This is a genomic window from Stenotrophomonas daejeonensis, assembly GCF_001431505.1.
GTDB classification, from domain to species: Bacteria; Pseudomonadota; Gammaproteobacteria; order Xanthomonadales; family Xanthomonadaceae; genus Stenotrophomonas; species Stenotrophomonas daejeonensis.
In genome coordinates, this window is the sequence record NZ_LDJP01000005.1 from 1 (window position 1) to 25156 (window position 25156).

19 protein-coding genes and 1 riboswitch are annotated in these 25156 nt (G+C 66.9%); of the genes, 3 read left to right on the top strand and 16 right to left on the bottom strand.

Translation table 11 applies throughout. The annotated features are described in order from the left end of the window. Nucleotides 1–500 precede the first annotated feature (500 nt). Together ABB34_RS00355 and ABB34_RS00360 are read left to right on the top strand one after the other, a co-directional pair. The gene (locus tag ABB34_RS00355; protein WP_057639253.1) at nucleotides 501–1586 is read left to right on the top strand and encodes an acyltransferase family protein; all 1086 of its coding nucleotides are present in this window, start codon (nucleotides 501–503) and stop codon (nucleotides 1584–1586) included. 191 nt (nucleotides 1587–1777) lie between these two features. Beyond that, a complete protein-coding gene (locus ABB34_RS00360) occupies nucleotides 1778–2575 on the top strand; it encodes an AfsR/SARP family transcriptional regulator (RefSeq protein WP_057639254.1) in 798 nt (265 codons plus the stop codon). Nucleotides 2576–2597: 22 nt separating this feature from the next. On the opposite strand, the gene ABB34_RS00365 is transcribed toward ABB34_RS00360, so the two are convergent. The 16 genes from ABB34_RS00365 to ABB34_RS00440 all read right to left on the bottom strand — a co-directional run bounded on the left by ABB34_RS00365 (nucleotide 2598) and on the right by ABB34_RS00440 (nucleotide 22808). Then, nucleotides 2598–3899 (bottom strand): type II secretion system protein, encoded by a 1302-nt coding sequence (locus tag ABB34_RS00365; RefSeq protein WP_057639255.1) that lies wholly within the window; start codon nucleotides 3897–3899, stop codon nucleotides 2598–2600. Next, nucleotides 3896–4990, bottom strand: a complete 1095-nt coding sequence (locus tag ABB34_RS00370) for a prepilin-type N-terminal cleavage/methylation domain-containing protein (RefSeq protein WP_083489998.1) — start codon at nucleotides 4988–4990, stop codon at nucleotides 3896–3898. The genes ABB34_RS00365 and ABB34_RS00370 overlap by 4 nt, the downstream gene beginning before the upstream one ends. Next, a complete protein-coding gene (locus tag ABB34_RS00375) occupies nucleotides 4987–8373 on the bottom strand; it encodes a hypothetical protein (protein WP_152979451.1) in 3387 nt (1128 codons plus the stop codon). Before ABB34_RS00375 ends, ABB34_RS00370 begins: the two co-directional genes overlap by 4 nt. 44 nt (nucleotides 8374–8417) lie before the next feature. Continuing rightward, complete coding sequence (locus tag ABB34_RS00380) at nucleotides 8418–9143, bottom strand: type II secretion system protein (RefSeq protein WP_083490002.1); 726 nt, start codon at nucleotides 9141–9143, stop codon at nucleotides 8418–8420. Nucleotides 9144–9157: 14 nt separating this feature from the next. Continuing rightward, nucleotides 9158–10411, bottom strand: coding sequence for a type II secretion system F family protein (locus tag ABB34_RS00385; protein ID WP_057639259.1), 1254 nt, complete (start codon nucleotides 10409–10411; stop codon nucleotides 9158–9160). Next, nucleotides 10408–12117 (bottom strand): GspE/PulE family protein, encoded by a 1710-nt coding sequence (locus tag ABB34_RS00390; protein WP_211258128.1) that lies wholly within the window; start codon nucleotides 12115–12117, stop codon nucleotides 10408–10410. The genes ABB34_RS00385 and ABB34_RS00390 overlap by 4 nt, the downstream gene beginning before the upstream one ends. Further along, entirely contained in the window at nucleotides 12104–13522 is a 1419-nt protein-coding gene (locus tag ABB34_RS00395; RefSeq protein WP_057639315.1) for an ExeA family protein, read from the bottom strand. Before ABB34_RS00395 ends, ABB34_RS00390 begins: the two co-directional genes overlap by 14 nt. 8 nt (nucleotides 13523–13530) lie before the next feature. Then, nucleotides 13531–14421: a tetratricopeptide repeat protein gene (locus ABB34_RS00400; RefSeq protein WP_057639261.1), complete on the bottom strand. Its 891-nt coding sequence runs from the start codon at nucleotides 14419–14421 to the stop codon at nucleotides 13531–13533. Continuing rightward, nucleotides 14421–16172, bottom strand: coding sequence for a pilus (MSHA type) biogenesis protein MshL (mshL, locus tag ABB34_RS00405; protein ID WP_057639262.1), 1752 nt, complete (start codon nucleotides 16170–16172; stop codon nucleotides 14421–14423). The genes ABB34_RS00400 and mshL overlap by 1 nt, the downstream gene beginning before the upstream one ends. Nucleotides 16173–16221: 49 nt before the next feature. After that, complete coding sequence (locus tag ABB34_RS00410; protein ID WP_083489999.1) at nucleotides 16222–17001, bottom strand: type II secretion system protein; 780 nt, start codon at nucleotides 16999–17001, stop codon at nucleotides 16222–16224. A 1-nt stretch (nucleotide 17002) separates the two neighbouring features. Further along, nucleotides 17003–17587, bottom strand: coding sequence for a hypothetical protein (locus ABB34_RS15095; protein WP_152979452.1), 585 nt, complete (start codon nucleotides 17585–17587; stop codon nucleotides 17003–17005). Then, entirely contained in the window at nucleotides 17584–18111 is a 528-nt protein-coding gene (locus ABB34_RS00420; RefSeq protein WP_152979453.1) for a hypothetical protein, read from the bottom strand. The genes ABB34_RS15095 and ABB34_RS00420 overlap by 4 nt, the downstream gene beginning before the upstream one ends. After that, nucleotides 18108–19520: a hypothetical protein gene (locus ABB34_RS00425; protein ID WP_057639266.1), complete on the bottom strand. Its 1413-nt coding sequence runs from the start codon at nucleotides 19518–19520 to the stop codon at nucleotides 18108–18110. Before ABB34_RS00425 ends, ABB34_RS00420 begins: the two co-directional genes overlap by 4 nt. Continuing rightward, nucleotides 19517–20062, bottom strand: coding sequence for a hypothetical protein (locus ABB34_RS00430; protein ID WP_152979454.1), 546 nt, complete (start codon nucleotides 20060–20062; stop codon nucleotides 19517–19519). Before ABB34_RS00430 ends, ABB34_RS00425 begins: the two co-directional genes overlap by 4 nt. 6 nt (nucleotides 20063–20068) lie before the next feature. After that, nucleotides 20069–20890, bottom strand: a complete 822-nt coding sequence (locus tag ABB34_RS00435) for a prepilin-type N-terminal cleavage/methylation domain-containing protein (protein WP_083490000.1) — start codon at nucleotides 20888–20890, stop codon at nucleotides 20069–20071. A 352-nt stretch (nucleotides 20891–21242) separates the two neighbouring features. Continuing rightward, nucleotides 21243–22808: a BCCT family transporter gene (locus ABB34_RS00440; RefSeq protein WP_057639268.1), complete on the bottom strand. Its 1566-nt coding sequence runs from the start codon at nucleotides 22806–22808 to the stop codon at nucleotides 21243–21245. Between the two features lie 256 nt (nucleotides 22809–23064). After that, nucleotides 23065–23166, top strand: a riboswitch (TPP riboswitch). Nucleotides 23167–23268: 102 nt separating this feature from the next. Here ABB34_RS00440 and thiC point away from each other — a divergent pair. Next, complete coding sequence (gene thiC, locus ABB34_RS00445; RefSeq protein WP_057639269.1) at nucleotides 23269–25146, top strand: phosphomethylpyrimidine synthase ThiC; 1878 nt, start codon at nucleotides 23269–23271, stop codon at nucleotides 25144–25146. Nucleotides 25147–25156: the final 10 nt, after the last annotated feature.

A 25156-nucleotide genomic window follows, 5' to 3' on the forward strand; every position in this document is an offset into this window, starting at 1 on the left:
AGCGGGGGTTGGGGTGAGGGACGGCGAAGTCCCGATGTTCCTGTTGCTGGTTGGAAGTAGGTAAGAGCAAAGGCTTTCACTCCTGCTGCGCAGGAGCGAGCCACCTTTCTTTGCTCGTGCAAAGAAAGGTGGCCCAAAGAAAGCACGGCCGGACGCGAGCCGATGCGGCTGCGCCGCATCGGTTCCCTGCGCTCCTCGCGGAACGAGGGGACGGCGCACAACTCGCTTCGCTCAAACACGTGCGCCTCTTCGCCCCTCGTTCCACTGCGGTGCTCGGCTCGCTCTACGGCAGGGAAGTCAAAAGCCGAAAGGCAAAATCACTGGCAACAGCAACAGCAACAGCAACAGCAACAGCATGCTTTTGCTCGACATGACCGGACATGCGTCCGTTGAATGCCACGCGAAGGCGGGAATCGCTTCACAACAGCCGCAGGCTGGTAATCGCTCTTCGATGGATTGCTAGAAAGCCTCCTGACACTTGATTGCACGGGACACCACCCATGACCAGCTCCCAATCCGGCCAAACACCCACTCGCTACGCCTCGGTCGATGCGCTGCGCGGCATCACCGTCGCGGCGATGCTGCTGGTCAACAACCCCGGCACCTGGAGCCACGTATTCGCGCCGCTGGAGCATGCGCAGTGGAACGGCTGCACGCCCACCGACCTGATCTTCCCGTTCTTCCTGGTGATCGTCGGCGTGTCGATCGGGCTCGGCGTGGTGCCGCGGGTCGAGCAGGGGGGCGACCGCGCCGCGCTCACCCGTACCGTGTTGGTGCGGGCCCTGCGCATCCTCGGCCTCGGGCTGTTGCTGCACCTGCTGGCATGGTGGTGGCTGGACCTGCCGCATTACCGGCCGTGGGGCGTGCTGCAGCGCATCGGCCTGTGCTTCGCCATCGCCGGCATGGCGGCCATCTGGTTGTCCGCACGCATGCAGTGGCTGTGCATCGGCCTGCTGCTGGGCGACTACGCCGCCCTGCTGATGGCCGGTGGCACGCCGCCGTGGCACAACCTGCCCAGCCGCGTGGACACCGTCCTGCTCGGCCCGTTGCTCTACCAGTACGATGCCGCCACCGGGCTGGGGCATGACCCGGAAGGCCTGTTGTCCACGCTGGGGGCGCTGGCCTCTACCCTGCTCGGCTTGCATGCCGCCGCGCTGTTGCGCAGCGGCCGTCCGCTGCGACTGCTGGCGGCAGCCATCGTGCTGCTGGTCGCCGGCGGCGTGTGGTCGCACTGGCTGCCGATCAACAAGAACCTGTGGACGCCGTCCTACGTGCTGTGGACGGCCGGCTGGGCGTATGCCGCGCTATGGCTGGCGCATCGGCTGGTAGACCGCAATGGCTGGCCGGCGCTGGGCCGGCGCTTCGGCGTCAACGCCATCACCGCCTATGCCGGCTCCGGCGTCATGGTGCTGGCGATGCTGGGCACCGGTAGTTGGGGCTGGCTGTACGCGCAGGTGTTCGACCGCTGGATCACCCCGCTGGCCGGCGCCGAAACCGCCTCGTTGGCGATGGCGCTGGCTTTCGTCGCGTTGTGGTGGCTGCCGATGGCCTGGCTGGACCGGCGGCGGATCTACCTGAAGATCTGAATGCGGCGCGTTTGAAAGAAAGTGTGATCGGGTGATCGGATTCGGCCGCTTTTCACGATTGGGTAGGTAAGCGCCGGGGAATCAGGGGCGCCGTCCATCCATCTGCCGGGGAAATGCATGAGCCGTCGTCCTGTCTGCCTGCCGCGGACCGAAAACACGCACCGTCCCGCCCATCTGCCGGAGAAGCGGCAATGAGCGCCTGGATCGGCAACCGGCCGCCGCTGATCCGCCTGCTGGGCGAATGCCGCATCGGCGACGACGACCGGCCGCAGCGGCTTGCCTATCGCAAGGGCTGGGCCCTGCTGGCCTACCTGGCGGTGGAGCGCACGCGCACCCACCGGCGCAGCCAGATCGCGGCCATGCTGTGGCCCGAGCTGGAGCAGCAGGCGGCATTGACCAACCTGCGGCAGGTGCTGCGCGACCTGAACCAGGCGCTGCACGCCGCGGTGGGCGAGGGCGTGCTGCTGGTGGACCGCGAAACCGTGCGGCTGTGCCCGCAGGCATCGCAGGGGCTGCTGGACATCGACCTGCTGGAAAGCGGCGGCGCCGACACCGACTGGCTGCTCGATGCCGGCGAATTGCTGGACGGCATCGTGCTGGACCATTGCGACGATTTCGGCGAATGGTTGCTGGGCGTCCGCTCGTGGACGTGGCGGCGCCTGCTGGGGGCATTGGAACGCCGCCGCGACGACGCGGCCGCCGCCGGCGACTTGGGGCTGGCCGTGCGCCTGGCCCGCCGGCAGGTATCGCTGGACCGCTGGGACGAGGCCGGGCAGCGCGGGCTGATGCGTCTGTACCAGCAGATGGGCAAGCCCGGCATGGCGCTGGAGTGCTACCGCATGCTGGAGGAGCATCTGCGGCGCGAACTGGACGTGGAGCCGCAGGCGGCGACGCGCGCGCTGGCCGCGGAGATCGAAGGGAGTTCTCGGCGAGTGCATCCGCTTGCCAAGCGGGAATGGCAGTGGCCCGTGCCTGCGTGGGCATTCTGACTCACACGCCAGCTGCAGTGCGTCACGGTCCTGTGTAGCGGAAGTCATTGGCAGCCTGGCGTACTTCGTCATCGGGAAAACCACCAAGCATGTCTGCGCGGCGGGCGTTGGTGACGATTTCGGCTTCCAGACGCGTGGCCTCAGCGGGGAAGCGCGCGGCGAATTGGTCGCGGTATTTTTCCGCATTGGCCAGATAGCTGTCGGCAGCACCCTTGGCAACACCAGCCGCGATGGTGCTGCCAACGGCGGTGCCGATGCTGCCGGCGGCAATGGCCACACGCCAGTTCCAGCCGCCATAGGTATCGAACATTTCGGCGATGGTGTCCAGAGTTCCGGCAGTGGTGTTTATCAGTTCGGCGCTGGCATCGATGATCGCGACGGTGGCGTTCATGCTTTCGGCCTTGCCCAGTTCGACCATTATGTCCAGCTGAGTTTTGTGGTTGTGCATGACCGGCGTGGTCAGGCGCGCGGCTGCAGCCACGTTGGCATGGGCGAACAGGGCTGGGCTGTAATGCTCGCCGCAGCGCAGCCGGGTCCACAACTGGTCGATGCCCACCGCGATCACCTTGTCGCGGTAGTCGCCACTGCCGGGCCTGCGTGGTGACTGGAAGGCTGGCGAGCCATCGTCGTGAGTGGGTGTGAGCAGGTCGATGGCGGCCAGTGCGTAGGCGACGTTGCCGGTGTTTCTGGTCAGGTCGTGTTCGTGACGGGTATGCACGTGGCCATCGCTGGCGGGCAATTGGCTTGCATTGCGTAGTGCATCGCAAAAATCCATGCTGTTGTGGTTGAGCCTTGGCAATGCGGTGCAGTCCACATAAGTGCAGTGGTCCCATGCTTGCACCCGGCTGATGACGAAGCTGTCCGCAGCGTTGGCGGTGACTTGCAGTGGCATGGCCTGATCAGGCGGCATGGCCAGATCGGCATCCAGTACGGTCGGTTGTGGCGTTGCCTGCTGGCTGTCGGTGCTCCAGCGTTGGATCATGGCGCTATCACCGGTGCGGCGTAGTACGCCGTAGCGCAGGTGGCCGCTGCGAGCATCGGGTAGGCCCACGGTAATGTAGGGCAGCTTGCCAACCTCGCCGCCGCCGCAGTCTTCGCGGCCATCGTGGTTGGTATCCGGGCAGGGCAGGCGCGACTGGCTGGTGACGAAGCCCATCACCGCGTCGTCGGCGCGTTGCAGCAGGTCGCGCCGCACTGCCTGGCTGCGTTCCTCGGACATGGTGCCGAGCCAACGTGTGAGCAGGATGCCGATGATGCCGAGGATGACCAAGGCCACGGTCAGTTCGATCAGCGAGAAGCCACGTGAGCGGGAGCGGTGATTCATGGGTTCAGTCCGGCACGGTCAAGGCCAATGGTGGTGTCGCGGGCATCGTCGTGCAGGGCTTTGATGCGGTCGCGGAAGATGCTGACCAGATCACGCCGGTGCTCGGCGTCCTTCACGCCGGAGAGAGCGTCGTCGTAGGTTTCCTGTGCCTCGACCAGGCTTTTACTGGCGTCGTAGATGCCTTGCACTGATTGGGCCAGTTGCTTCACGCCGGCACCGATGCTGGCACCGTCAGGCGGCCAGCCCGACGCGATCAGCGTGAGAGCAATGGCCTCGTTGGTGATGGATTCGGCCAAAGCGTAGATGGCGAGATCACGGGCCACCTTGGCCTGGTCGCGGATGGTTTCGGCGATGTGAATGTCGAAACTGCGGAACTCGAGATTGAATTCGGTCATGAGTAGGGCGCTATGGGCAGCATAGGCGCTTTGCGCGCTGCCTTGTGTGCGCGCCAGCCGGTCCGGGCAGGACAGCCGCGTTGCCAGTTCGCCGGGGCCGGTGGCTACGACGGCCAGTGCGCCTGCAGCATCTGCAGTACCCGGCAGAGTTTGTGCCGATGGCTGCCATTGCGCGGCGGCGTCAAGGTGGCCGTGCCCGCTCACGCCGCTATGCCCCAGGTAGTAGGCCAGCGGCAGGTTCAGCCCGGCCATGCCGATGTTGCTGCGCTGGTTCAACAACAGGCGCATGCACAGGTCCAGCCCGTTACTGTTGGGTGCGGGTTGGTCGGCGGGCGGCAGCGCGGGGTCGAACAGATCGTCAGGTAGCGTGGTGGTCAGGTTGGACTGGGCTTGGTAGTACAGGCGCATGCGCGAGGGCAGGCCGAGGTCGGTTACCGGTAGCCAGCCGCTGGCCGCACCGTCGGCGCGGCCGTTGCCGTCGGTATCGGCACTGGGCAGGTGGCCGTGGCTGCGCATGTAGCCGAGCAACGCTTGCTCGGCCTGCGCCAATTCCTGTTGCTGGCGATCGGCGTCCAGTATCTGGTTGCCCAGAGGTAGCAGGTTGAACAACAACACGGTGAGCAGGGCGGCGATGGCCAGTGCCACCGCCAGTTCCACCAGTGAAAACCCACGTTGGCGAAGGTGGCGTGCGGTCATGGCAGTATCGGGGCTTGCGGACCGGTGGAGCCGCGACTATCGGCGTGTTCCAGCGTAGCTTCGGCACCGAAGCTCATCTGCGTGGTGGGGCCACCGCCGGAGCCACCGTCGTCGTTCATGTTGTCCAGTTCCTCTTTCAATTTTTCGAACTGGGCCTTGGTGTCGTTGTAGTTCTTGCGGGCGTTTTCCGCACCCAGTTTGGCGCGCAGCCAGTCCTCGTAAGCACGGCTGTAGGGGTAGCGCTGACAGTACACGCCGAATTTGTAGGTGTCCTTGTTCCACCAATCCACGCTGCTGGCGGATGGCCACCACCAATAGTTGCCGTTCCAGTTTCGATTGGTGAAGTACTGGCACATCTTCTCGGAGATGATTTCATTGACTTCCAGATTTTTGTTGTCCCACCACTGGCGAGGTTCACGCTCAGTGACCAGTAGCGGTGCGGTGGCGTTGCGGTCCTTGTAGTTTTCGGGGGCGTACCACGGCAGATTGCGGGTTGCCTCGCGTTTCTCGGTGCAGGTCTTGGAGACAGTCACCCAGTTGTTCTTCCAATAGCCGGGCGTTACGGGATTGGTCGAGGTGTCTTCCGGCACCCAGATAGGCCTGTTCTCCTGATACGAACAGTCGTATTGGTAGTCGTAGCTGTAGGTCTCGATGAAGCTGGAGCGCACCCAGTCATATTTGGTCGGGGTGCCGTTGGCATCCTCGGTGGTTTCAATGGCCCACTCGAACCAGTTGTAGCCGCTGTCGGCGGAATAGGGTAGTAGTCCTGCAGAGACAGGGCCGGGATAGGCCAGCCACGGCTTGGGCAGAGCGTTGTAGGAGGATTTGGCCGCGTCGCGACTGGCGGCCAGCCCTGCGTGTTCGGCCTTCAGCCTGGCAAGTCGGTCTTCCATGTTGGGTTTGCAGGTGGCCAGCTCGTTCTTGTCGCGCTCGTAGACGCCGGTACTGGTCTCCTGCCAGCCATAGTCCTTGGGCGTGCCGCTGCTGACGGTGCAAGCGTCGTTCGAATAGCGGCCCTTGTCATTGCCGATGAATTCACACTTGGTGACGGTGACGGGCTTTTCGCAGGTTTCGATGTAGCGCACGGCATTGCGGGCGTTGATGCATTGCTGCCGTTCCATGTCGCCGGGAGGCAGGTTCGCATCCGGGTTGGCGGGGTTGCCCCGGCCGCGGCCAGCGCAATGCTGGGCGTCATTCATCTGATTCACCATCTTGGTAAGGATGGAATCACTGCCCTTGAACCAGGTATCGATGTTGTCCTCGAATTGCTTGATTTCCTTGGCAAGTTCCTGCTCGCGTTTGTTCAGGTCGACCCACTGCTCGGCTTTCTTGCGCAGGGCGACGGCCTCGTTGGTGGCCACGTCCCAGTTGAATTCGTAATGCGATTCCAGCACCCGGTCGTGGGTGCCGGCGTTGACCTGCACGGGGTTGCCATCGGCATCATCGACCACGTTGCCATCGGCATCGGTCTGATTTCGGGTGCCGGCATAGCTGCAATCGGCGTTGTACAGCCCGCTGCCGTCGCTGCCGGGCTTGCACACCCATTTCTCCACCAATTTGCGGTAACGCTGCGGCGAGCAGTTCTGCCAGTTGCTGCTGTTGTTGCCGATGCCGCAGGTGCGCTGCGGGTGGATGCGCTGCTGAATTTGTGAGCGGTATTGGCTGTCCTTGCCCAGGCTCGGGATTTCCACCAGCGTGTAGGTGGGCAGGCCATTGACGTCCAGAACCGGCTGGTTGTGAGCGTCCTTGATTTCTTGCGATGACACGCCCCAAGGCGCCAGCCGGTATTGCTCCAATTTGTCCACCTGATATTGCAGCACCTCCCATTCTTTCTTTGCATTTTCGGTCTGCTTGTCCAAACCGATGCGTGGGATCTCGGTTTCCGATTCCACCTCGAAGACCGGATTGCCGTGTTCGTCATAAAGCAGGTTGCCGGCGGCATCCTTCTTCTGGATGGGGTTGCCGTTGTCGTCGCGTTTGTAGATGACTTCTGTTGACGTGTTTTCTTTGCAGTTCTTCGCGTAGAGCGTGCATTCCAGCTCCGCGCGGGCCTCGTCCAGATTTTGCGGTGCCGGCTTTGGCCCGTTGGCGTGTGCAAGATCACGGGCCTTGATCGAGGCATCCAGCGCCAGCGCCACGAAGGGCAGCGAGGCGGCCTTGGCTGCCAGGGTTACGCCCTTGGTGCCGAGACCAACTATTGAAGTAACCACGGCGGCGGTCTTCAGTGGTACCTCCCAGCACGTGGCACCGAGCGAGGCGATGCAGGTGGCAATGGAACGGGTGAGGCTGATGGTGGAGGTAACCAAGGTGGTGATCTGATCAGACAGGCTGACGGCGGTGGTCACCAGTTTGAAGATCAGTGAAATCTGTGCCTTGGCTGCACTCTGCACTGCCGATTCGGTGGCATTGATGTTGTTCTGTTGCAGCAGTGCCAGTGCATCGTGCAAGGTGACGGCGGCGGCCAGTACGTCCATGCCAGCCAGCGCCACGTTGTAGGGCTCGTTGCCGCCGGGCGTGGCCGACAGCTGAGCCACGGTGAACGGGGTAGTGGCGGCGCTGGCGATTGCAGTGGCACTGGACAGGTCGGCCAGCAGGCGGCAGCCGAGCATCTGCCCTGCCGCGTCGAAGCTGCGCACGCGCACGCGGTCATCGTAGTCGCCGTCCCATTCGCGCCAAGGTGCATCCATGTGGGCTGCAGTGCCGGCGTTGCCATCGTCCAGGCGCGATTGTCCTGGTAGCGGGCCGGCGGCGGCAATGCCGTAGGCGACGTTCCAGGGAACGTCATTGACGCTGGCCCGCGTCGTGTCCACGGTGTTGGTGCCGGCCACCTGCGCCAGTTCCAGCGAGCGGCACAGGTCCAAGCCGTTGACGGCGGTGAAGGTGCGGCGGCTGGTTTCCTTGCCGTTCTCATCGGTGCTGATGATCTCGCGGGCCGAGCCGTCAACCAGTGGTGGCTGGTAGGCGTTGCCCGGCGCGGTAAGGTCCAGGTGTGCGGTGGCGTTGCCGCGATAGACCATGTACGCCACCGGGCCGATGGGCATGCCCGAACCCGAGGCGCCAAGCAGGGTGCGCGACGGCAACCAGCCCTTGGCGTTGCCCGGGGTGCAATCTTCTTCGCCATCCAGTGTTTGCGCCGGGCAGGGCAGGCGTGCATGGGTGGCGGCGAACGCGGCAACGGCCTCGTCGGCCCAGCGCAGCGTCTGTTCCTGGGTGATGGCCTGTTGCGGTGCACGCTTGGCTTGCAGTAGCACCGCGCCGGCCGCCAGTGCGCCGCCGACCAGCAGCAGGACCAGCATCACCTGGACCAGGCCGATGCCGGATTGCCTGCCCGCGCGGGGGCGGGCGTGGTGGGAGATGTGCATGTCGAGCGGCTGCATGCTCATGGTGGCGGTCCTGTTGCTATGGCAGGTGTGGTGTTGCGGTGGAATCACTGGTTCATCTTCAGGTAGCCGGTCATCACCCTCGATTGACCATCAGGGGTGCCATCGCGGGTGGCGGTACTGTCCAGGCTCCACGGGTTGTCGTCCGGCGGGCTGCCGACGGCACCGGTGAGGTTGTATTGGGCGGCTCCCGACGTCGCCTCGCGCAGGCGGCCGAAGCGGGCGTCGATGCGGCCGTCGATGCGGTTGTCGAGCTGGTTGGCCAACTCCGGGGTCAGCCCGTTCAGGACCATCACGTTGCGGGTGCGCCCGATGTAAGGAGGGCTGCCGGGGGCGGGTTCGGCCCAGTCGGTGACCGAGGTGAAGCACACCTGCAGGTTCTGCGGTTCACCATTGCTGTCTTGATAGACGTAATGCGACTCCATGCCTTCGGCGCGGCCGGTGGGCAGGGTGATGCCGCGCTTGAGCATCTCGTCGCGCAGTTCCTTGGTGTTGGCGGTGTCGCACAGCGGAGTGGGGCTGCCGGCGCGCACGCGGCCGGTCGGGTTGGCCAGATTGTCCAGCGGCACCGTGCCCACCTGCGCCACGTAGCGGTCGTAGGCGATGATCCAGCCCTGCACGAACTCGGTGCTGATGCGCTCGGCCACGGCGCTGCGGTACACGTCGCGGCCAACGCTGACCGCGCCGATGATCAGGGCGATGATCACCAGCACCACGGACATCTCCAGGATGGTGAAGCCGTTGCAGCGGCGGCGATGGTGCGGGATCGGCATGGGGGTCTTCTCGTTCACAGCTTGGGTCCGGTGATGGCCTGCCGGACCAGGTCGTAGACCGGCAGCAGCAGGGCGACGATCAGGAACACGAACATGCCGCCGGCCAGCAGCACGACGACTGGCTTGATGACTTCGGACAGGTTGGTGATGAGCCGCTGCAGGCGCAGGCTGTATTCGGCGGAAAGACGGGCGAATTGCGAATCGAGCGTGCCGGTTTCCTCGCCCACGCCGATCATGCGCACCATCATCGACGGGAAGCCGCCGACCTGGCGCATCGCCGAGGACACGCGGTCGCCGCGCTCGAGCACCTGGCGGATGGCGATGATGCGGTCGCGGTAGTACTCGTCGCGCATCGCCCGCTCCATCACCTGCAGGCTGCTGACCATGTCCACGCCGGCGCGGATCAGCAGCGACATGTATTCGGTGAAGAATGCCAGCCCCGAGGAATACATGATGGTGCGGGCGATCGGCAGCTTGTGCAGGGTGTAGTGGATGGCGCGGCGGAACGCGCGGCTGTAGCGCCAGGTGACCCAGAACACGAACGCGGCCACCACCAGCCCGGCCAGGATCCACGCGATGTGCGCGATCAGCCATTCCGAGCCGGCCATCACCGCGATGGTCAGCGGCGGCAGCTTGGCGTTCATCTGCTTGAACAGGTCGGCCAGGTTGGGGATGACGTAGTAGATCCAGAAGCCGCCGGCAGCGAAGATGGCCGAGAACACGAAGGCCGGGTAGATCAGCGCCTGGCGGGTGTCGGCGGTCATCTTGGAGATGCGCTCGATGTGGTCGGCCGCCTCGCCCAGCATGCGGTCCATGGTGCCGGTCTCGTCGCCGATCATCACCAGATTGCGCACGGTTTCCGGGAACGAATCGGGGAAGCGCGAGAACGCGTCGCTGAGCGATGCGCCGGCGTCCAGTTCCTCCAGCAGGCGCCGCGCCAGCCGCGCCGGGTTGGAGGCGCGGCCGCCGACCTCGTTGGCCACCGCGCGCAGTGCTTCCAGCACCGGGATGCCGCTGCTGGTCATCACCGCCAGGTCACGCAGCATGCCGGCCAGTTCCGCCGGGCGGATGCTGGGCTTGATCAGGTGCGAGAGCGAGCGCTGGGTCTCGGCCAGCCAGCCCGGCAGGCGGTACAGCGACAGCACCACCGCGTCGAAGTTCTTTTCCAGCCACATCCGCGCCGAGGCGTCGTGCTCGACCGAGAGCTGGGTGACGCCGCTGCGCACGCGGCCGCTGGAGAGCAGCAGGCGGTAGTAGTAGACGTTCATGGCGCCGGCCCCACGCCGGCCACGCGCATCACTTCCTCGCTGGTGGTCTGGCCGGCGATCACGCGTGCCTTGGCCACCTCCTCGATGCCGCGAAAGCCGGCGTTCATCGCCTTGTTGCGCAGCGTCTCGCGGCTGGCGTCGTCGGCGATGGCGTTGGCCAGCGCGTCGTCCACCACCATGATGTCGTACACCGGCAGGCGGCCGTGGAAGCCGCTGCCGCGGCAGCGCTCGCAGCCGGCGCCGCGCTTGCCGCAGCTGCCGGCGGGCAGGCCCAGCCATTCCAGTTCGCGCTCGCTGAAGGGCGCTTCCTGCGCGCAGAACGGGCAGTTCTGCCGCACCAGGCGCTGGTTGACCACCGCAAGCAGGTTGTCGGCGATGACCTGGGCCTCCAGCCCCAGCGGGCGCAGGCGCGGCACCACGCCGAACACCGTGGTCACGTGCAGGGTGGACAGCACCAGGTGGCCAGTGGCGGCCGCTTCCAGCGCCGCCTGCGCGGTTTCGGCGTCGCGCATTTCGCCGAGCAGGATCACGTCCGGGTCATGGCGCAGGAAGTGGCGCAGCGCCGAGCCGAACTCGTAGCCGGCGCGGCGGTTGACCTCGGTCTGGCCGGCGCCGGGCACGCGGTACTCGATCGGGTCTTCCACGGTGAGCACGTTGCGCTCGATCAGCGACTGCATGCGCAGCGCGGCGTGCAGCGAGGAGCTCTTGCCCGAGCCGGTGGGGCCGGTGATCAGGATCAGCCCGGCCGGGCGCGCGAACAGGCGTTCCAGCGCGGCCACGTCCTCCTCGAAGAAGCCCAGCTCCTTCAGACCGTCGAGGTCGCTGTGCTCGGGCAGCAGGCGCATGACCACGCGCTCGCCGGGGTCGGTGATGATGGTGGAGATGCGCACGGTGAGCGCCGAGTCCAGCACCGTGGCGCGGAAGCTGCCGTCCTGCGGCCGGCGCTGCTCGGAGATGTCCATCTCCGCGGCCAGCTTGATGTAGCCGAGTAGGCGGTTGAGCGAGGTGGGCATGGCGAACATCGGCCGCAGCACGCCGTCGACGCGGAACAGCACGTGCAAGCTGTCGTCCGACGGTGCGATGTGGATGTCGGTGGTGCGCTCGCGCACCGCGTAGTGCAACAGGTAGTCGAGCAGTTTCTCGGGGCTGTAGGCGTGGTCGTTGTCGGCCGACAGGCGCTTGATCTCGCGCTCCAGCAGGCTCTCGACCGGGTTCTGCGCGAAGTAGTAGGTATGGCGGATCAGCCGCGCGACCTTGCCGTATTCGCCCTGCAGGAAGCGGCAGCGCAGGCCGCAGCGCTGCAGCACCAGCTGCTGTACCGCCTGCGCGTCGGCGTCGCCGATCAGCACTTCCAGCGCGTCGCCGGTGCGGCGCAGCGGCAGGAACTGGCGCAGTTGGCACAGCTCGCGGTTGAAGATCGCCAGCACCTGCGGATCGGCCTGCGGCAGGGTGTCCACCTGCACGTAGTCGATGCCGTTCATCTCGGCCAGCGCCTGCACGACGTCCGACTCGTTGGCCAGGCCGTGGCGGATCAGGATGCGACCCAGGCGCTGCTTCTCGACCTCGTTCTTCTGCAATGCGTACTGCAGCTGGGTGGCGTCGATCAGGCCGTGGGCCAGCATCCGTTCGCCGAGACGGATGCCGCTTTTCTGGACGGCGTCCTGTGGCTGCGAGCGGGTGGGGGTGGTGGGGTCAACCGTGGCCATGCTGTTGCGTTTCCGAAGGGGTGGGGCGGCTGGCGGTGGCGGGCACGGCCAGCAGCGTGTCGAACAGGAGCAGGGTGGTGGGGTCGGGCAGGCCGCTGGCGGGCAGGCCGTGGCCTTGCTGGAAGCGGCCGATCGCCGCGCGCATGCGCGGGCCATACAGGCCGTCCAGCGCACCGTCGTAGAGGCCGCGTTCTTGCAGCAGGGCTTGCAGCGCTTGCAGGCGCGGGCGGTTGCCGGCGCCGTCGAGGAAGTCTTCGGCGCGCAGGCCAGCCTGCCAGCCGGCTTGCCAGCCTTGGCCCTGCCGACGCAGGCACAGGCCGTCGCGGGTGGGCAGTTGTGCGAGCAGGGCATCGCTCAGGGCCTGCACTTGCAGCGCCTGCCCGCCCAGCCGTTGCAGGCAGGCGTTCCATTGCGCGTCGGTGTCTTCCACGGTGGTGGCGACGTCCGGCGATGGGGATGCGGAGGGGATCTGGTTGCCGGCATAGCTGTCGTCGCTGCGCACGGCCAGCAGCGCCAGCGCGGACACGGCCAGCAGCCCGGCCAGCGAGGCCGCCAGCGCCAGCGGCAGGCGCGGGCGCCGCCGCGGCAGGCGCAGCACGCCGGCTTCGGCGGCGGCGGTGCGCACCAGCGCGGCATCGACGATGCGCCGGCCGGCATCGCGGCCGTACAGCCCGTACAGGCAGCGGTCCATGATCTGGTGGATGCGGCGCGGGTTGCCGGCGCTGGCGCGGTGCAGGGCCAGTGCGGCATCTGCGGCCAGGGTGATGCCGGAATTGCCGGCCGCGTCGAGGCGGAACTGCACGTAGGGGCCGACGTCGCCGGGGGCCAGCGCGTCCAGCCGCATGTGTTTGCAGATGCGGCTGGTCAGCTGGCGGATGCGCGGTTGTTCCAGGTTGTGGTGCAGCTCGGGCTGGCCGGCGAGCACGATCTGCAGCAGCTTTTCCTGCCCGGTTTCCAGGTTGGTCAGCAGCCGCAGCAGTTCCAGGCTTTCCAGGGTCAGGTTCTGCGCGTCGTCGATGACCAGCACGCAGGTGACCTGCGCGCGCCAGCGTTGCACCAGGAAGCGGTTGAGCGTCTCGATGTCGGCGGCGGGGTTGCCCCTGGCCTCCAGCCCGAAGTCGCGCAGCACCGCGGCCAGCAGGTCGGCGCCCTGCAGGAAGGTGTTGAACACCATCGAGGTGACCACGCCTTCGCCATCCAGCGCCAGCAGCAGCCGGCGCAGGAAGGTGCTCTTGCCGGTGCCGACCTCGCCGGTCAGCAGCACGAAGCCGGCGCGGGTGCGCAGGCAATGCGCGGCCTCGACCAGTTCCGCCTCCAGCCGCGTGGTCTGGAACCAGGCGGCGGCATCGGGCGTGGGCGGGAACGGCGCGCGTTCCAGTCCCAGCGTCTGCAGGTGGCGGGTCATGGCCGGGTTCATTGCCGTGCCGCGTCCAGTTCGGCCAAGGCCTGGGCGATCTGCGGCGAGCGCGAGTTGCGCGCGGCCATCCGGTCCAGCCGCGCGCGCGCGTCGTCCACGTCGCCGCGGCGTGCGTCGAGCAGGGCCAGATTGACGCCGGCGTGTTCGTCGTCGGGCACACGGTCGAGGATGGTCCGGTACAGGCGCTCGGCCTCGGCGTAGTCGCCGCTGCCATGCGCGGCCCATGCACGGGCGCGCAGCAGGGTCAGGCTCTGCGCCGGCAGCAGCGCCTGCAGCTGCGCGATGGCATTGGCGGTGGTGCCGGCATCGTGGTCGGCGACGGCGGCGTTGAGGGTGGACATGGCCATGCGCACGGCCACGGCGTTGTTTTCGTCGGCTGTCGCGGCCCTGCTGCCGGCGCTGTCGAGCTTGCGTACCGAAAGCTGGATCTGCGCGGTGGGCGATGGCGTGTTGTCGCGTGTGGGCACATTGTTCGCGATGGCTGCCATCGCGGGGACGCTGACCGTATTCACTGGTGCCGGCGTGTTGTCCGGCTCCGGCGTTGCTTCGGGCACCGGCGTGGGGGCCGGCGCGGGAGCCGAGGCGATGACCGGCGCCGGTAGCACCGGCTCCTGCTGCATGCCGATGGGCTCGGCTGCAACGGGAACGGGCATCACCGCGGTGGTGGGCATCACCGTGACGACGCTGGCCGCGGTGGTGCGGTTGCCCGCATGCGGGCGCGCCAGCAGGAATGCCACCGGCGCGGCAATCAGCATCCCGGCCGCCAGCCATGCCACCGGGCGGCGGTAGCCGGCCAGTTGTTGCGGCCACGACGCGGTGGCCAGCGGCGACGGGCTGCCGCCGGCCGTTGCCGTCGATTGCCGCAGCGCGTCGTGGATCAGGCTCATCAGATCACCCGTACCCGCAGTACCAGCACCAGCTCGCGGGTGCTGTGGGTCTTGCCGCGCGAACCGAACATGCGGCCGAAGACCGGCACGTCGGACAGGCCGGGGATGCCGTTGTCGGTGGTGCCGCTGTTCTGGTCGATCAGGCCGCCCAGCATCACCGTGTCGCCGTCCTTGAGGTTGAGCGTGGTGGTGATGCCCTTGACGTTGATGATCGGCAGGGTGACCGCATTGCCGTTGGGGAACTGCTGCAGGGTGAGGCTGGAGGGCACGACCTCGGTTTGCATCGGGTGCACCAGCAGCTCCACCGAGCCGTTGTCGTGGATCATCGGCGCCACGCCGATCACCACGCCGGAGAACAGCGAGTCGGTCTGGATGTCCGAGGAGGTGAAGCCGGAGCCGGTGCCGGAGCCGCCGGAGAAGTTGGTGGTGGACTTGGTGACGTAACGGATGTTGGTGCCCACGCTCAGGTAGGCCGGGCTGCCGTTGCGCACGCGCACGCTGGGGTTGGACAGGATCTTGACGTTGCCGAACTCGCGCAGCACGTTCAGCGCCGCCGAGAAGGTATCGCTCATGTAGCTCAGGCCGAGCGAGCGGCCGACTGCCGAGCCCAGCGACTGGTTGGGAAAGATGATCTGGCGGCCCTGGTTGCCGTAGCGGTTGCCGCTGAAGTTGGCGCCGTTGCCGCTGTAATCGAGCAGGTTGGGCGCGGTGTCGGTGCCGGCAATGGGCGCGATGGTGGCCGGGCTGTCGCCGTAGATGCCGGCCACGCGGTTGCGCAGCAGGTTCCAGTCCACGCCGTAGTTGGAGCTGTCGTTGAGCGAGACGTCGAGGATTTGCGCTTCGACCAGCACCTGCCGGCGCAGCTTCTTCTTGCTGTGTTCGATCAGTTCCTCGACCGCGCGCATCTGCGAGGGGCGGGCGCGCACGTACAGGGTGCCGCTGCCTGCGTCGAGGTTGAAGCGCGCCGCTTCCGGCGGCGGTGGCGCGCCCGGCACCTGCGCCGCGGGGGCGGCGGCCTTGTCGGTGCCGAGGATGGTTTCCAGCGCGGTGCCGAGCTGCTTGTAGGGGTCGTTGTCCTTGCCGACGCTGCCGGTCATGGTCAGCGTGCCGCGCAGCTGCTGGCCGCCACCGCCGGCGCTCTGCATGCCGGCGCCGAACACGTCGCCGCCGGTGGACAGGTCCAGCGAGGTGTTGGAATCGAGCATGTCGACGTTGAAGATGCGCTCGCTCATCTGCGAGACCACCAGCGTGCCGCCGCGCACCTCGCCGTGCAGGTCGAAGCCTTCCAGGATGTGGTTGTAGACCTCGCGTGCGCTGACGTTGCGCAGGTGCAGGCTGGAGCGCTGGCGTTGTTCCAGCACCTGCGGATCGACGATCAGGTTCATCTTCAGCTCGTCGGCCAGCGCCCACAGCAGCTGGCCGACGTCGGCGTCGTACATGCTGATGCTGACCACGCTGTTCTCCAGCGGGTCGTAGGTGGGGGCCACCGGTGCCACCTCGGTGCTGGCGGTGCTGGTTTTCTCGATGTTCTGGAACAGGGCGTCCTGCTGCGCCTTCAGCTTGGCCGATTCCTCGATGATGGCGGTGTTGGTGCGCTCCAGTGCCTTGTATTCGGTGGGTGGCAGGTCCTTCACGCTGCGGGGAGGCATGTTGGCGCACGAGGTCAGCACCAGCCCGCCGATCGCGATGGCAAGCAGGCGCGGCACGGCGCGGCTGCGAGGCGGGCGGACATGGGGGGCGTTGGAGTTCATGGGTTATATGCCTTGGAAGAATGCGGTGGAGTGGAGTGACGGCATGGCATCAACGCGTGATGGACATCAGCCAGCCAAGTAGGGTCGTGGCGCTTTCGGCCACGACCACGTCGTCGTAACCGGCATCGCCGGGGTAGTCGGGGGGGGTGACGCAGGTACCGCTGCTGCCGGCAAAGGCATGGTGGGCCTGGCCGTCGAAACCGGTGGGTGTGGCGCTGGCGCCGTCGCGGTCGTCCACTGGAGCTACCAGCACGAAGGCCGGGTTTATCAGGGTTGTGCTGGCCTCGTTGGTGCTGCAGTCAGGGGTGCCGCCGAGCAGGTAGTGCGGCTGGTTGGTGGAGGCTGCGGCACTGGCGATTCGTGCCAGCGCAGCGGCAAAGCCGCCAGTGCGTTCAAGGTCTGGTTGGTCGCTGGATTCGCGCCGAGGGGCGACGAGGTCGGTATCGGTGGTGCCGCGATGCACCCCATAGCGCAGTCGCTCTGCACGTACCGGCATGTCCAGCCCGAGGCTGGCGTAGGGAAGCCAGCCGACGTTGGCGTTGGCATTGCAACTGCCGTTATTGCCTTCGAAGCCGGTATCGCCATTGTCCGACAGGTTGGGGCATGGAAGGCGCTTGTTGCGTAATGCGAACGTATGCAGCGCTTGGCGCGCTGCTTCAGCGTGCGCGCGCGCGGCATTGTGCCGGCGTACCTGTTCGAGGTTTTCGAACGCGGACAGCGCGGTCATGGTCAGTACGCCGAGTATTGCAACGACAACGGCCAGTTCGAGCAGCGAGAAACCACCTTGCTGGCCGGGGCGGCGACATGAGTGGCCAAGGTTGCCACGCATGTCATTGCGCCCGCCCCGGCGCGGCCGGCACGGCACCTACGTCGTAGCGCAACTGGCCCTGTAACTGTCGCAGCTCGGCAATGATCTCGGCGTTGCGCAGGCGGCGCTGTGGGCTGTCTGGCAGTTGCGTGGATTCGGCCATTTCGCGGGCCAGCAATTGTGCACGCTTGGCGACGATCAAGTTGTTGCGCAGAGCATCCAGAGGCACGTCGGCTGCAGCCTTTCCGGATTTTTCAAGGGCATCGAGTTGCATCAGCATCTCGTCCGCCATGTGCACGTTCTGTTCGGATTTCCGGCGGATGTCGACGAGTGATTTATCGATGTCGGCTTGCGTCGCCGGGGGCGCGGCGGTGCCGGCCGCAGCTCGTGCGATGGCGGTGCCAGTGGCCCCCCCCTGCATCCATGGCAGAGTTTCTGCACTGGCTGGTGGCGCGGTGGGCACTGCCGTCGCCGGTGTGGTAGCTACTGGTGCGGAACCGGTAGGCATGGGCACCTTGTTGCCGAAGCCGCGCAAGGTAATCGTGCTCAGCAGGCCTGCGACAAGGAGCGCCGCTCCCCACAGCAGTAGTTTGTGTGCAGGTTTCATCGCGCGGCTCCGGTGACTGGCTGGTAAGGCAGCGGTACCGAGTGCGTGGCGCTTTCTCCATCCGCACCCTGAATGCGGACCCAGTCGGGGCCGATGGTGCCGACTCGTGAGCCGTCGCCGAGCCGGGTGCCGGTGCGCACGTGCTGGCCATCGATGATGGCGCTACGCTTGCCATTGGTAACCAGCACCATCGATACGGCGTGGATGGCTGGGTCGCTACCTCTGGTGCCGGTGGTGTGTGCGCCGGGACGGCCTCCTTCCGCTGGTGACGCTGCCGCCACCGGCAGCGCGACCACGTTGCCGGTATCGACGACGGGGAACTGGCTGTCGCGCAGCGTGGCGAGGGCGGCCACGGCTTGGCGGTTGCGGTTGATGGCGTTGCGCAGCTCGGCCATCGCCGCGGTTTCTTCCGCCTGGTTGCCCATGCGCAGCACCGCGGGCTTGGCGATCACCATGCTCGCCAGCCAGCCGGCGACCAGCAGCCAGGCCACCAGGGCGAAGGCGGCGGTGTATTTCATCTTCATGGGGTGGCTCCGGTGGCCGCTGCCGGCACGGGGGCGATGGCGGAAGGACGCTTGAGCAGGTAGGAGAAGAAGCCGCCGGCCGAGCGCGAGGCGGTCGCGCTGGCCTGCGGGTCGAGCGGAACCGGCTCGAACCCGGCCCGGCGCAGGCGTTCGACGAAGGTCGGGATCTGCATGCCGGCGTCGCCGTGGGCGGCGTCGACCACCGCGTCCACGCGCAGGGTGGGCGCGGCCACCACCGGCGCGCCGGGCGCGCGTGCCGGTGCGCCGGCTGGCGACGGCTCCTCCACGCGTACGCGCAGGATCCGCACCTGGCCGGCCGCCGCTTCGCGCACCAGCCCCATGCCGGCGACCGGGTCGATGCCCTGCTGCAGCGTCCGTGCGCGCTCGATGAACTGCAGCGCGTCGTTGAAGTGGTCGGGCATGGCGGCCTTGCCCGCCAGCGACTGGATCCGGGTTTCGAGCTCCCCGAGCTGTGCGCTGATGGCTTCCGAGCGGGTATTGGCCTCGTGCGCGCTCAAGGTCCAGCGTGCGCCCAGCGCACCCAGCACCAGCGCGAACACCAGCGATGCGGCGCTGGCCCAGGGCAATGCCCATTCGGCCAGGTAGGCGGCGCGGCTGCCGCTTGGGTTGACCGCGATCGCGGTGCCGGCGATGCGTTCCATCCACGCCGCGCCGCTGCGGTATTCGTTGCCGGCGTTGTCCAGCACCCGCCGTACCGGCACGGTGGAAACGGTCAGGCCGCTGCGCGCGGAGAAGACCTCGCGCAGGCTGTCGTCCAGCCAGGGCTGGCCTTCGCCGGGGTTGGGCACCAGCAGCGGGCACCATTTCACCTCCAGCGGTTCGAGGTTGTCCTCGCCACGGGCCAGGTCGTCGGCGATCTGTTCGCCCAGCGCGCCGGCGGTCATCGCCAGGTCGTCCGGGGCGTCGCTGTAGGCCAGCGAGCTGCGGTGGAGCATGCCGTGCTTGAGCAGGGCCAGCACGCTGATCTGGCGCCCGGATTGCAGCACCACCGCCTGCCCCGGCTTGAGCGCGTTGAACAGCAGCGAGGTGGCCGGTATCAGCAGGCAGTGGTCCGGCTGCGCCTCGGCCCAGGCGAAGGTCTGCTGCCAGGTATCCAGCGGTACCGCGGTGAACAGGGTCTGGTAGCCGGCGCCGACGGTGCGGGTCTTGTGGATCAGCACCTTGGCTTCGCCGTCGACCATGCCGTCCGAGCGCAGGCGCCGTTCGATCAGGGCCACCGCATGCGCCGGGCTGCCTTCCAGGGCGAGCACGCTGCTGACCGCACCTTCGAAGTCGGCTATCGCCATCGCCGCGCGCGGCAGGCGCGGGCGGGTGTCGCTGCGGGTGACGTGGGCGCCGTCGAAGACCAGCCAGGCGTGCTGCTGCTGGACGGTGAAAAGCAGGCTCATGGGGCGACTCCGGCGGGCAGGGGGGCCGCATCGGTCGCGCCGGTGCGGAACAGGATCGCGCCGCGCAGCGTCAGTTGCAGCGGCGCCGGGGCGCGGTCGCTGACGACGGGAGCGTCGAACAGGCCCTCGTCCGGATGGGTCACCGACAGTTCGAACGCCTCCGCGCCGAACATGCGGTCGCCGCTGCGGGTGACCGCACCGAGTACCGCGGCGATGTCCTCGCGGCCCATCTGGCTCTGGCGCAGGTTGATCAGGCGCTCGCCCCAGGCCTCCGGCTGCAGGCCGTTGGCCTGGACCATGCCGAGCAGCTCGCGCGAGGAGCCGGCGTAATCCACGCGCAGCTGCGCCTCCTGCTCCCGCACCTGCGCCTCGGCCAAGGCCTGGTTACGCTCGCCCAAGCGGGCATAGGCCTCGGCCAGCGCGGAACGTGCGCTGAGGAACCACACCGCGGCGATCACCAATGCGGCTAGGGTGATGCCGAATACCGTCAGCGATGACCGCCGGGACTGGCGCAGGCGGGAGAACAGGGGGGGCAGGTTCATGGCGGTTTACTGGTTCATCTTGTAGTTGGCGACCAGCGTCATGACCTGGTCATCGTCGGTGGCGGTGCCGAAGGTGGTGTCATCGGTGACGGCCGAGGTAATCGAACCGGTGTTGTTGCCGCCCCATTCGGCACCGATGTCGGTGGTGGTTGCACCGCCGGAGGCCGTGGTCGGGCGGGTGGTGATGCCGACTTGGCGGAAGGTGCCGTTGGCGGCGTCGGCCTTGCCGTCGATCATCTGGTCCAGGGCACGGGCCAGGTCGGGAGTCAGGCCGGTGATGTACATCGAATTGCCCGAGCCCCACAGCGTGCCCGGCTTGTTCCAGCCGAAGCAGATGCGGATTTCCTGCGGGTTGCCATTGGTGTCCAGGTAGGCGTAGCGGTCTTCCTTGCCCTCGCCGCGGCCGGGCGGCAGGGTGATGCCCGCACGGCGGACCAGGTCACGCAGGTCGAACTCGGCGCCGCCCTGCTTGGTGCGGCTCAGTCCGGCGGAGCTCGGCAGGCCATCGGCCCCGGAGCAGATCAGGCCGGGTTCGGTGACGCCGCTCATGTCGCCGCCGGAGAAGCCGGAGGTGAAGTTGGCGCCGTTGACCATCAACTGCGGTGCGGCCTGGTTGTCGCCGATCGGCGCGCCATAACGCTGCTGGTAGCTGTTGTAGGTGACCACCCACTGGTCGATGAACTTCTGCTTGATGCGGGTGTATTCGGCGTTGCGCTGCACGTCGCGGCCGATCATCACCGCACCGATGATGACGCCGATGATGACCAGCACCACGGCCATTTCGACAAGGGTGAAGCCGCCCTGGCGGCGCTTTGAAAGCATTTGCATTGGATTGCCCCTTTGATGGAAACCTGCGCGGCCCGGCGGACATGGCTGTTCCGCCGGGCGTGTTCTGTTTCGGAGCAACTAGATAGACGGCCGTCGTAAGAGAAACGTAAGAGGATGGCCAGGCCGGGTTTCGGTTGGGTCTGGCAGGGGAGCGAGAGCCATGTTCGGCAGGGCAGGTGCCATGCCGGAGACGTGGAGAGCAGGTGCGGTCCCGTATGGGGTGGTGTTCGCCGACGGTCCGTATGGCGGTTATCAGGCGATCATGCGCGACCCCGAAACGGGCGTGTACTACGGCGCTTCGGAAAGCCGCAAGGACGGGCAGGCGGCCGGTTACTGACCGGCCGGCCCGACTTCAGCCATCGTCCCTTGCCTGCGCGGCGTCGGCCTGCGCCGCCATCTCGCGTTCGATCCATGCCTGCACCGCGTGCCGCGCACGCTGCGCCTGCCGTCGTTCCAGCAGGTACTCCAGGTCCAGCACGCGGTACAGGCTGACCATCACCAGCACCATCAGCAGCGCGAACGGCAACGCGGCGATGGTGATCATGCCCTGCAACGCTTCCAGCCCGCCGGCCAGCAACAGCACCGCGGCGATCAGCGCCACCGCCACGCCCCACACCAGCTTGCGCGACAGCGGCGGGTCGCCAGCCTCGTCGGTGGACATGCTGGCCAGCACCAGCACCGCCGAGTCGGCCGAGGTGACGAAGAAGATCACCAGCAGCATCAGCGCGATCACCGACAGCAGCAGCGAGCCGGGCAGGCTGTCGAACAGTGCGAACAGCACCGTCTCGTAGCCGCCGGCCAATGCCTGCAACAGGTCGGCATGGCCGGTCAGCTGCGCCCACAGCGCGCTGCCGCCGAATACCGAGAACCACAGGAAGCCGAGCAGGGTCGGTGCCAGCACCACGCCGATCACGAACTCACGCACGCTGCGGCCGCGCGACACGCGGGCGATGAAGGCGCCGACGAACGGTGCCCACGCGATCCACCACGCCCAGTAGAAGATCGTCCAGTCCGCCACCCAGGTGCTGCTGGAAAACGGCGACATGCGCAGGCTCATCGTCAGCAGCTGGTTGAGGTAGGAACCGAGCGTGGTGGTGAAGGTGTCGAAGATGAAGCCGGTCGGCCCCAGCATCAGCACCGCCGCCAGCAGCAACCCGGCCAGCGCCAGGTTGAAGTTGGACAGCCACTTGATGCCGCGATCCACGCCGCTGGTGGTGGAGGCCATGTACAGCACGAAGGCGATGGCGATGATGGTCAATTGCACCGGCACCGTGGCGGTGATGCCGAACACGCGCTGCAGGCCGGCGGCGATCTGGATGGTGCCGAAGCCCAGCGTGGTGGCCACGCCGATCGCAGTGGCCACCACCGCGGCGATGTTCACCACCTGCCCGAACGCGCCGCGATGGTGGCGCCCGATCACCGGCTGCAGCATGTCGCTGATAAGGCCACGGCCGTTGCGGTTGTACTGGAACCACGCCATCGCCAGCCCGATCAGCGCATAGATCGCCCACGGGTGCAGGCCCCAGTGGAAGAACGCGTAGCGCATTGCCGCGCGCGCCGCGTCCGCGCTTTGTGGCGGCAGCCCTTCCGGCGGCTTGGCGAAGTGCGAGATCGGCTCGGCCGCGCCCCAGAACACCAGGCCGATGCCCATGCCGGCGGCGAACAGCATCGACAGCCAGCTGGCGCGGGAGAAATCCGGTTCCGCATCCTCGCCGCCGATGCGCAGGTTGCCGAAGCGGCCGAACGCCAGGTACAGCAGGAAGGCCAGGGTGAGGAACACGATCAGCAGGTACAGCCAGCCGGCGTTGCGCACGACTTCGACAAGCAGGCCCTGCACCACGTCGTTGAACGGGCCGGGGGCGATGCCGGCCAGCAGCACCAGGGCGGCGACCAGCGCGATGGAAACACGAAACACCATGAAGGAGCTTCTCCGATCAGAGCATGAGGGGAGCGAGCCGGGGCTTGCAGCGGAACCGGCCACATGGGCACGGTGGGGAAGGCCGTCGAAGCGGCGCAGGGGCGGCGAAGATGAACAACCACGCCACAGCCTAATGAACAAAACGTCATGGTTTCGTTAATGCATCCCGCACGGCCGTGGCTGAAGATCGGCCGCAATGACGCAAACAACGGCCGCAAGGGCCGAAAGACGCACCTCTGCCTTTGTGGTCTAATGCCGGCCGAAGCGGGGGTACCGCGGCCGCAAGGCCACGGTTGAGACAGTCCCTTGGAACCTGATCCGGCTGATACCGGCGTAGGGAAGCTTTGCAATGTTCGATCGCGCGTGGACACCGCCCGAGGTGCGTCCATGCGCCTGCGGCAATGCGCCTTCGCTTCGTTCAACCCGTACCTCCGTGCGGGATCCCAACAGGACGATGCCGATGAACGCACAGCTCTCCGCCCTGCAGCAGCAGGCACAGCAACTTTCCGAATCCGTGACCCGGCCGATTCCCGGTTCGCGCAAGATCTTCGTGCCCGGTTCGCGCCCGGACCTGCAGGTGCCGATGCGCGAGATCGCGCTGACCCGCACGCCGACGCTGTTCGGTGGCGAGGACAATCCGCCGGTCACCGTCTATGACACCTCCGGCCCCTATACCGACCCGGGCGCGTGCATCGACCTGTCCACCGGTTTGCCGGCATTGCGCGCGCGCTGGATCGAAGAGCGCGGCGACACCGAGCTGCTTTCCGCGCTCAGCTCGGCGTTCGGTCGTTCGCGCGAGGGCAATGCCAGGCTCGACGCGGTGCGCTTCCCCAACCGCACGCTGCCGCGCCGCGCGCGGGCCGGCGCCAACGTCACCCAGATGCATTACGCGCGGCGCGGCATCGTCACCCCGGAGATGGAATACGTCGCCATCCGCGAGAACCAGCGGCTGGAGGCAGTGCGCGAGGCGCATCTGCTTGCGCAGCATCCTGGCCAGTCGTTCGGCGCGAACATCCAGCAGGTCATCACCCCCGAGTTCGTGCGTGAGGAGATTGCCCGTGGCCGCGCCATCCTGCCCAACAACATCAACCACCCGGAAAGCGAGCCGATGATCATCGGCCGCAACTTCCTGACCAAGATCAACGCCAACATCGGCAACAGCGCGGTGTCCTCGGGCATTGCCGAGGAAGTGGAAAAACTGGTGTGGGCGATCCGCTGGGGCGGCGACACGGTGATGGACCTGTCCACCGGCAAGCACATCCATGAGACGCGCGAGTGGATCATCCGCAACTCGCCGGTGCCGATCGGCACCGTGCCGATCTACCAGGCGCTGGAAAAGGTGGATGGCCGCGCCGAGGAGCTGAACTGGGAAATCTTCCGCGACACCTTGATCGAACAGGCCGAGCAGGGCGTGGATTACTTCACCATCCACGCCGGGGTGCTGCTGCGCCACGTGCCGCTGACGGCCAGGCGGGTGACCGGCATCGTCTCGCGCGGCGGCAGCATCATGGCCAAGTGGTGCCTTGCGCACCACAAGGAAAATTTCCTCTATACGCATTTCGAGGATATCTGCGACATCATGAAGGCCTACGACGTGGCCTTCTCGCTGGGCGACGGCCTGCGCCCGGGCTGCATCGCCGATGCCAACGACGCGGCGCAGTTCGGCGAACTCGAAGCACTGGGCGAACTGACGAAGATCGCGTGGAAGCACGACGTGCAGACCATGATCGAAGGCCCGGGCCACGTGCCGATGCAACTGATCAAGGAGAACATGGACAAGCAGTTGCGCGAGTGCGGCGAAGCGCCGTTCTACACGCTCGGGCCGCTGACCACCGACATCGCGCCTGGCTACGACCACATCACCAGCGCGATTGGTGCTGCGATGATCGGCTGGTACGGCACCGCGATGCTCTGCTACGTGACGCCGAAGGAGCACCTCGGCCTGCCCAACCGCGAGGACGTGCGCGACGGCATCATGGCCTACAGGATCGCCGCGCACGCCGCCGATCTGGCCAAGGGCCATCCCGGCGCGCAGGTACGCGACAACGCCCTGAGCAAGGCGCGCTTCGAGTTCCGCTGGCAGGACCAGTTCCACCTCGGCCTGGACCCGGAGAAAGCGCAGGCGATGCATGACGAGACGATGCCGAAGGAAGCGCACAAACTGGCGCACTTCTGCTCGATGTGCGGCCCGCACTTCTGCTCGATGAAGATCACCCAGGACGTGCGCGACTACGCCGCCGAGCAGGGCGTCGATGAAGCCGCCGCGTTGCAGGCCGGCATGGCCGGGAAGGCGAAGGAGTTCCGCGAGCAGGGCGCGCAGGTCTATCGGGTGGAGTGATGGGGGTATC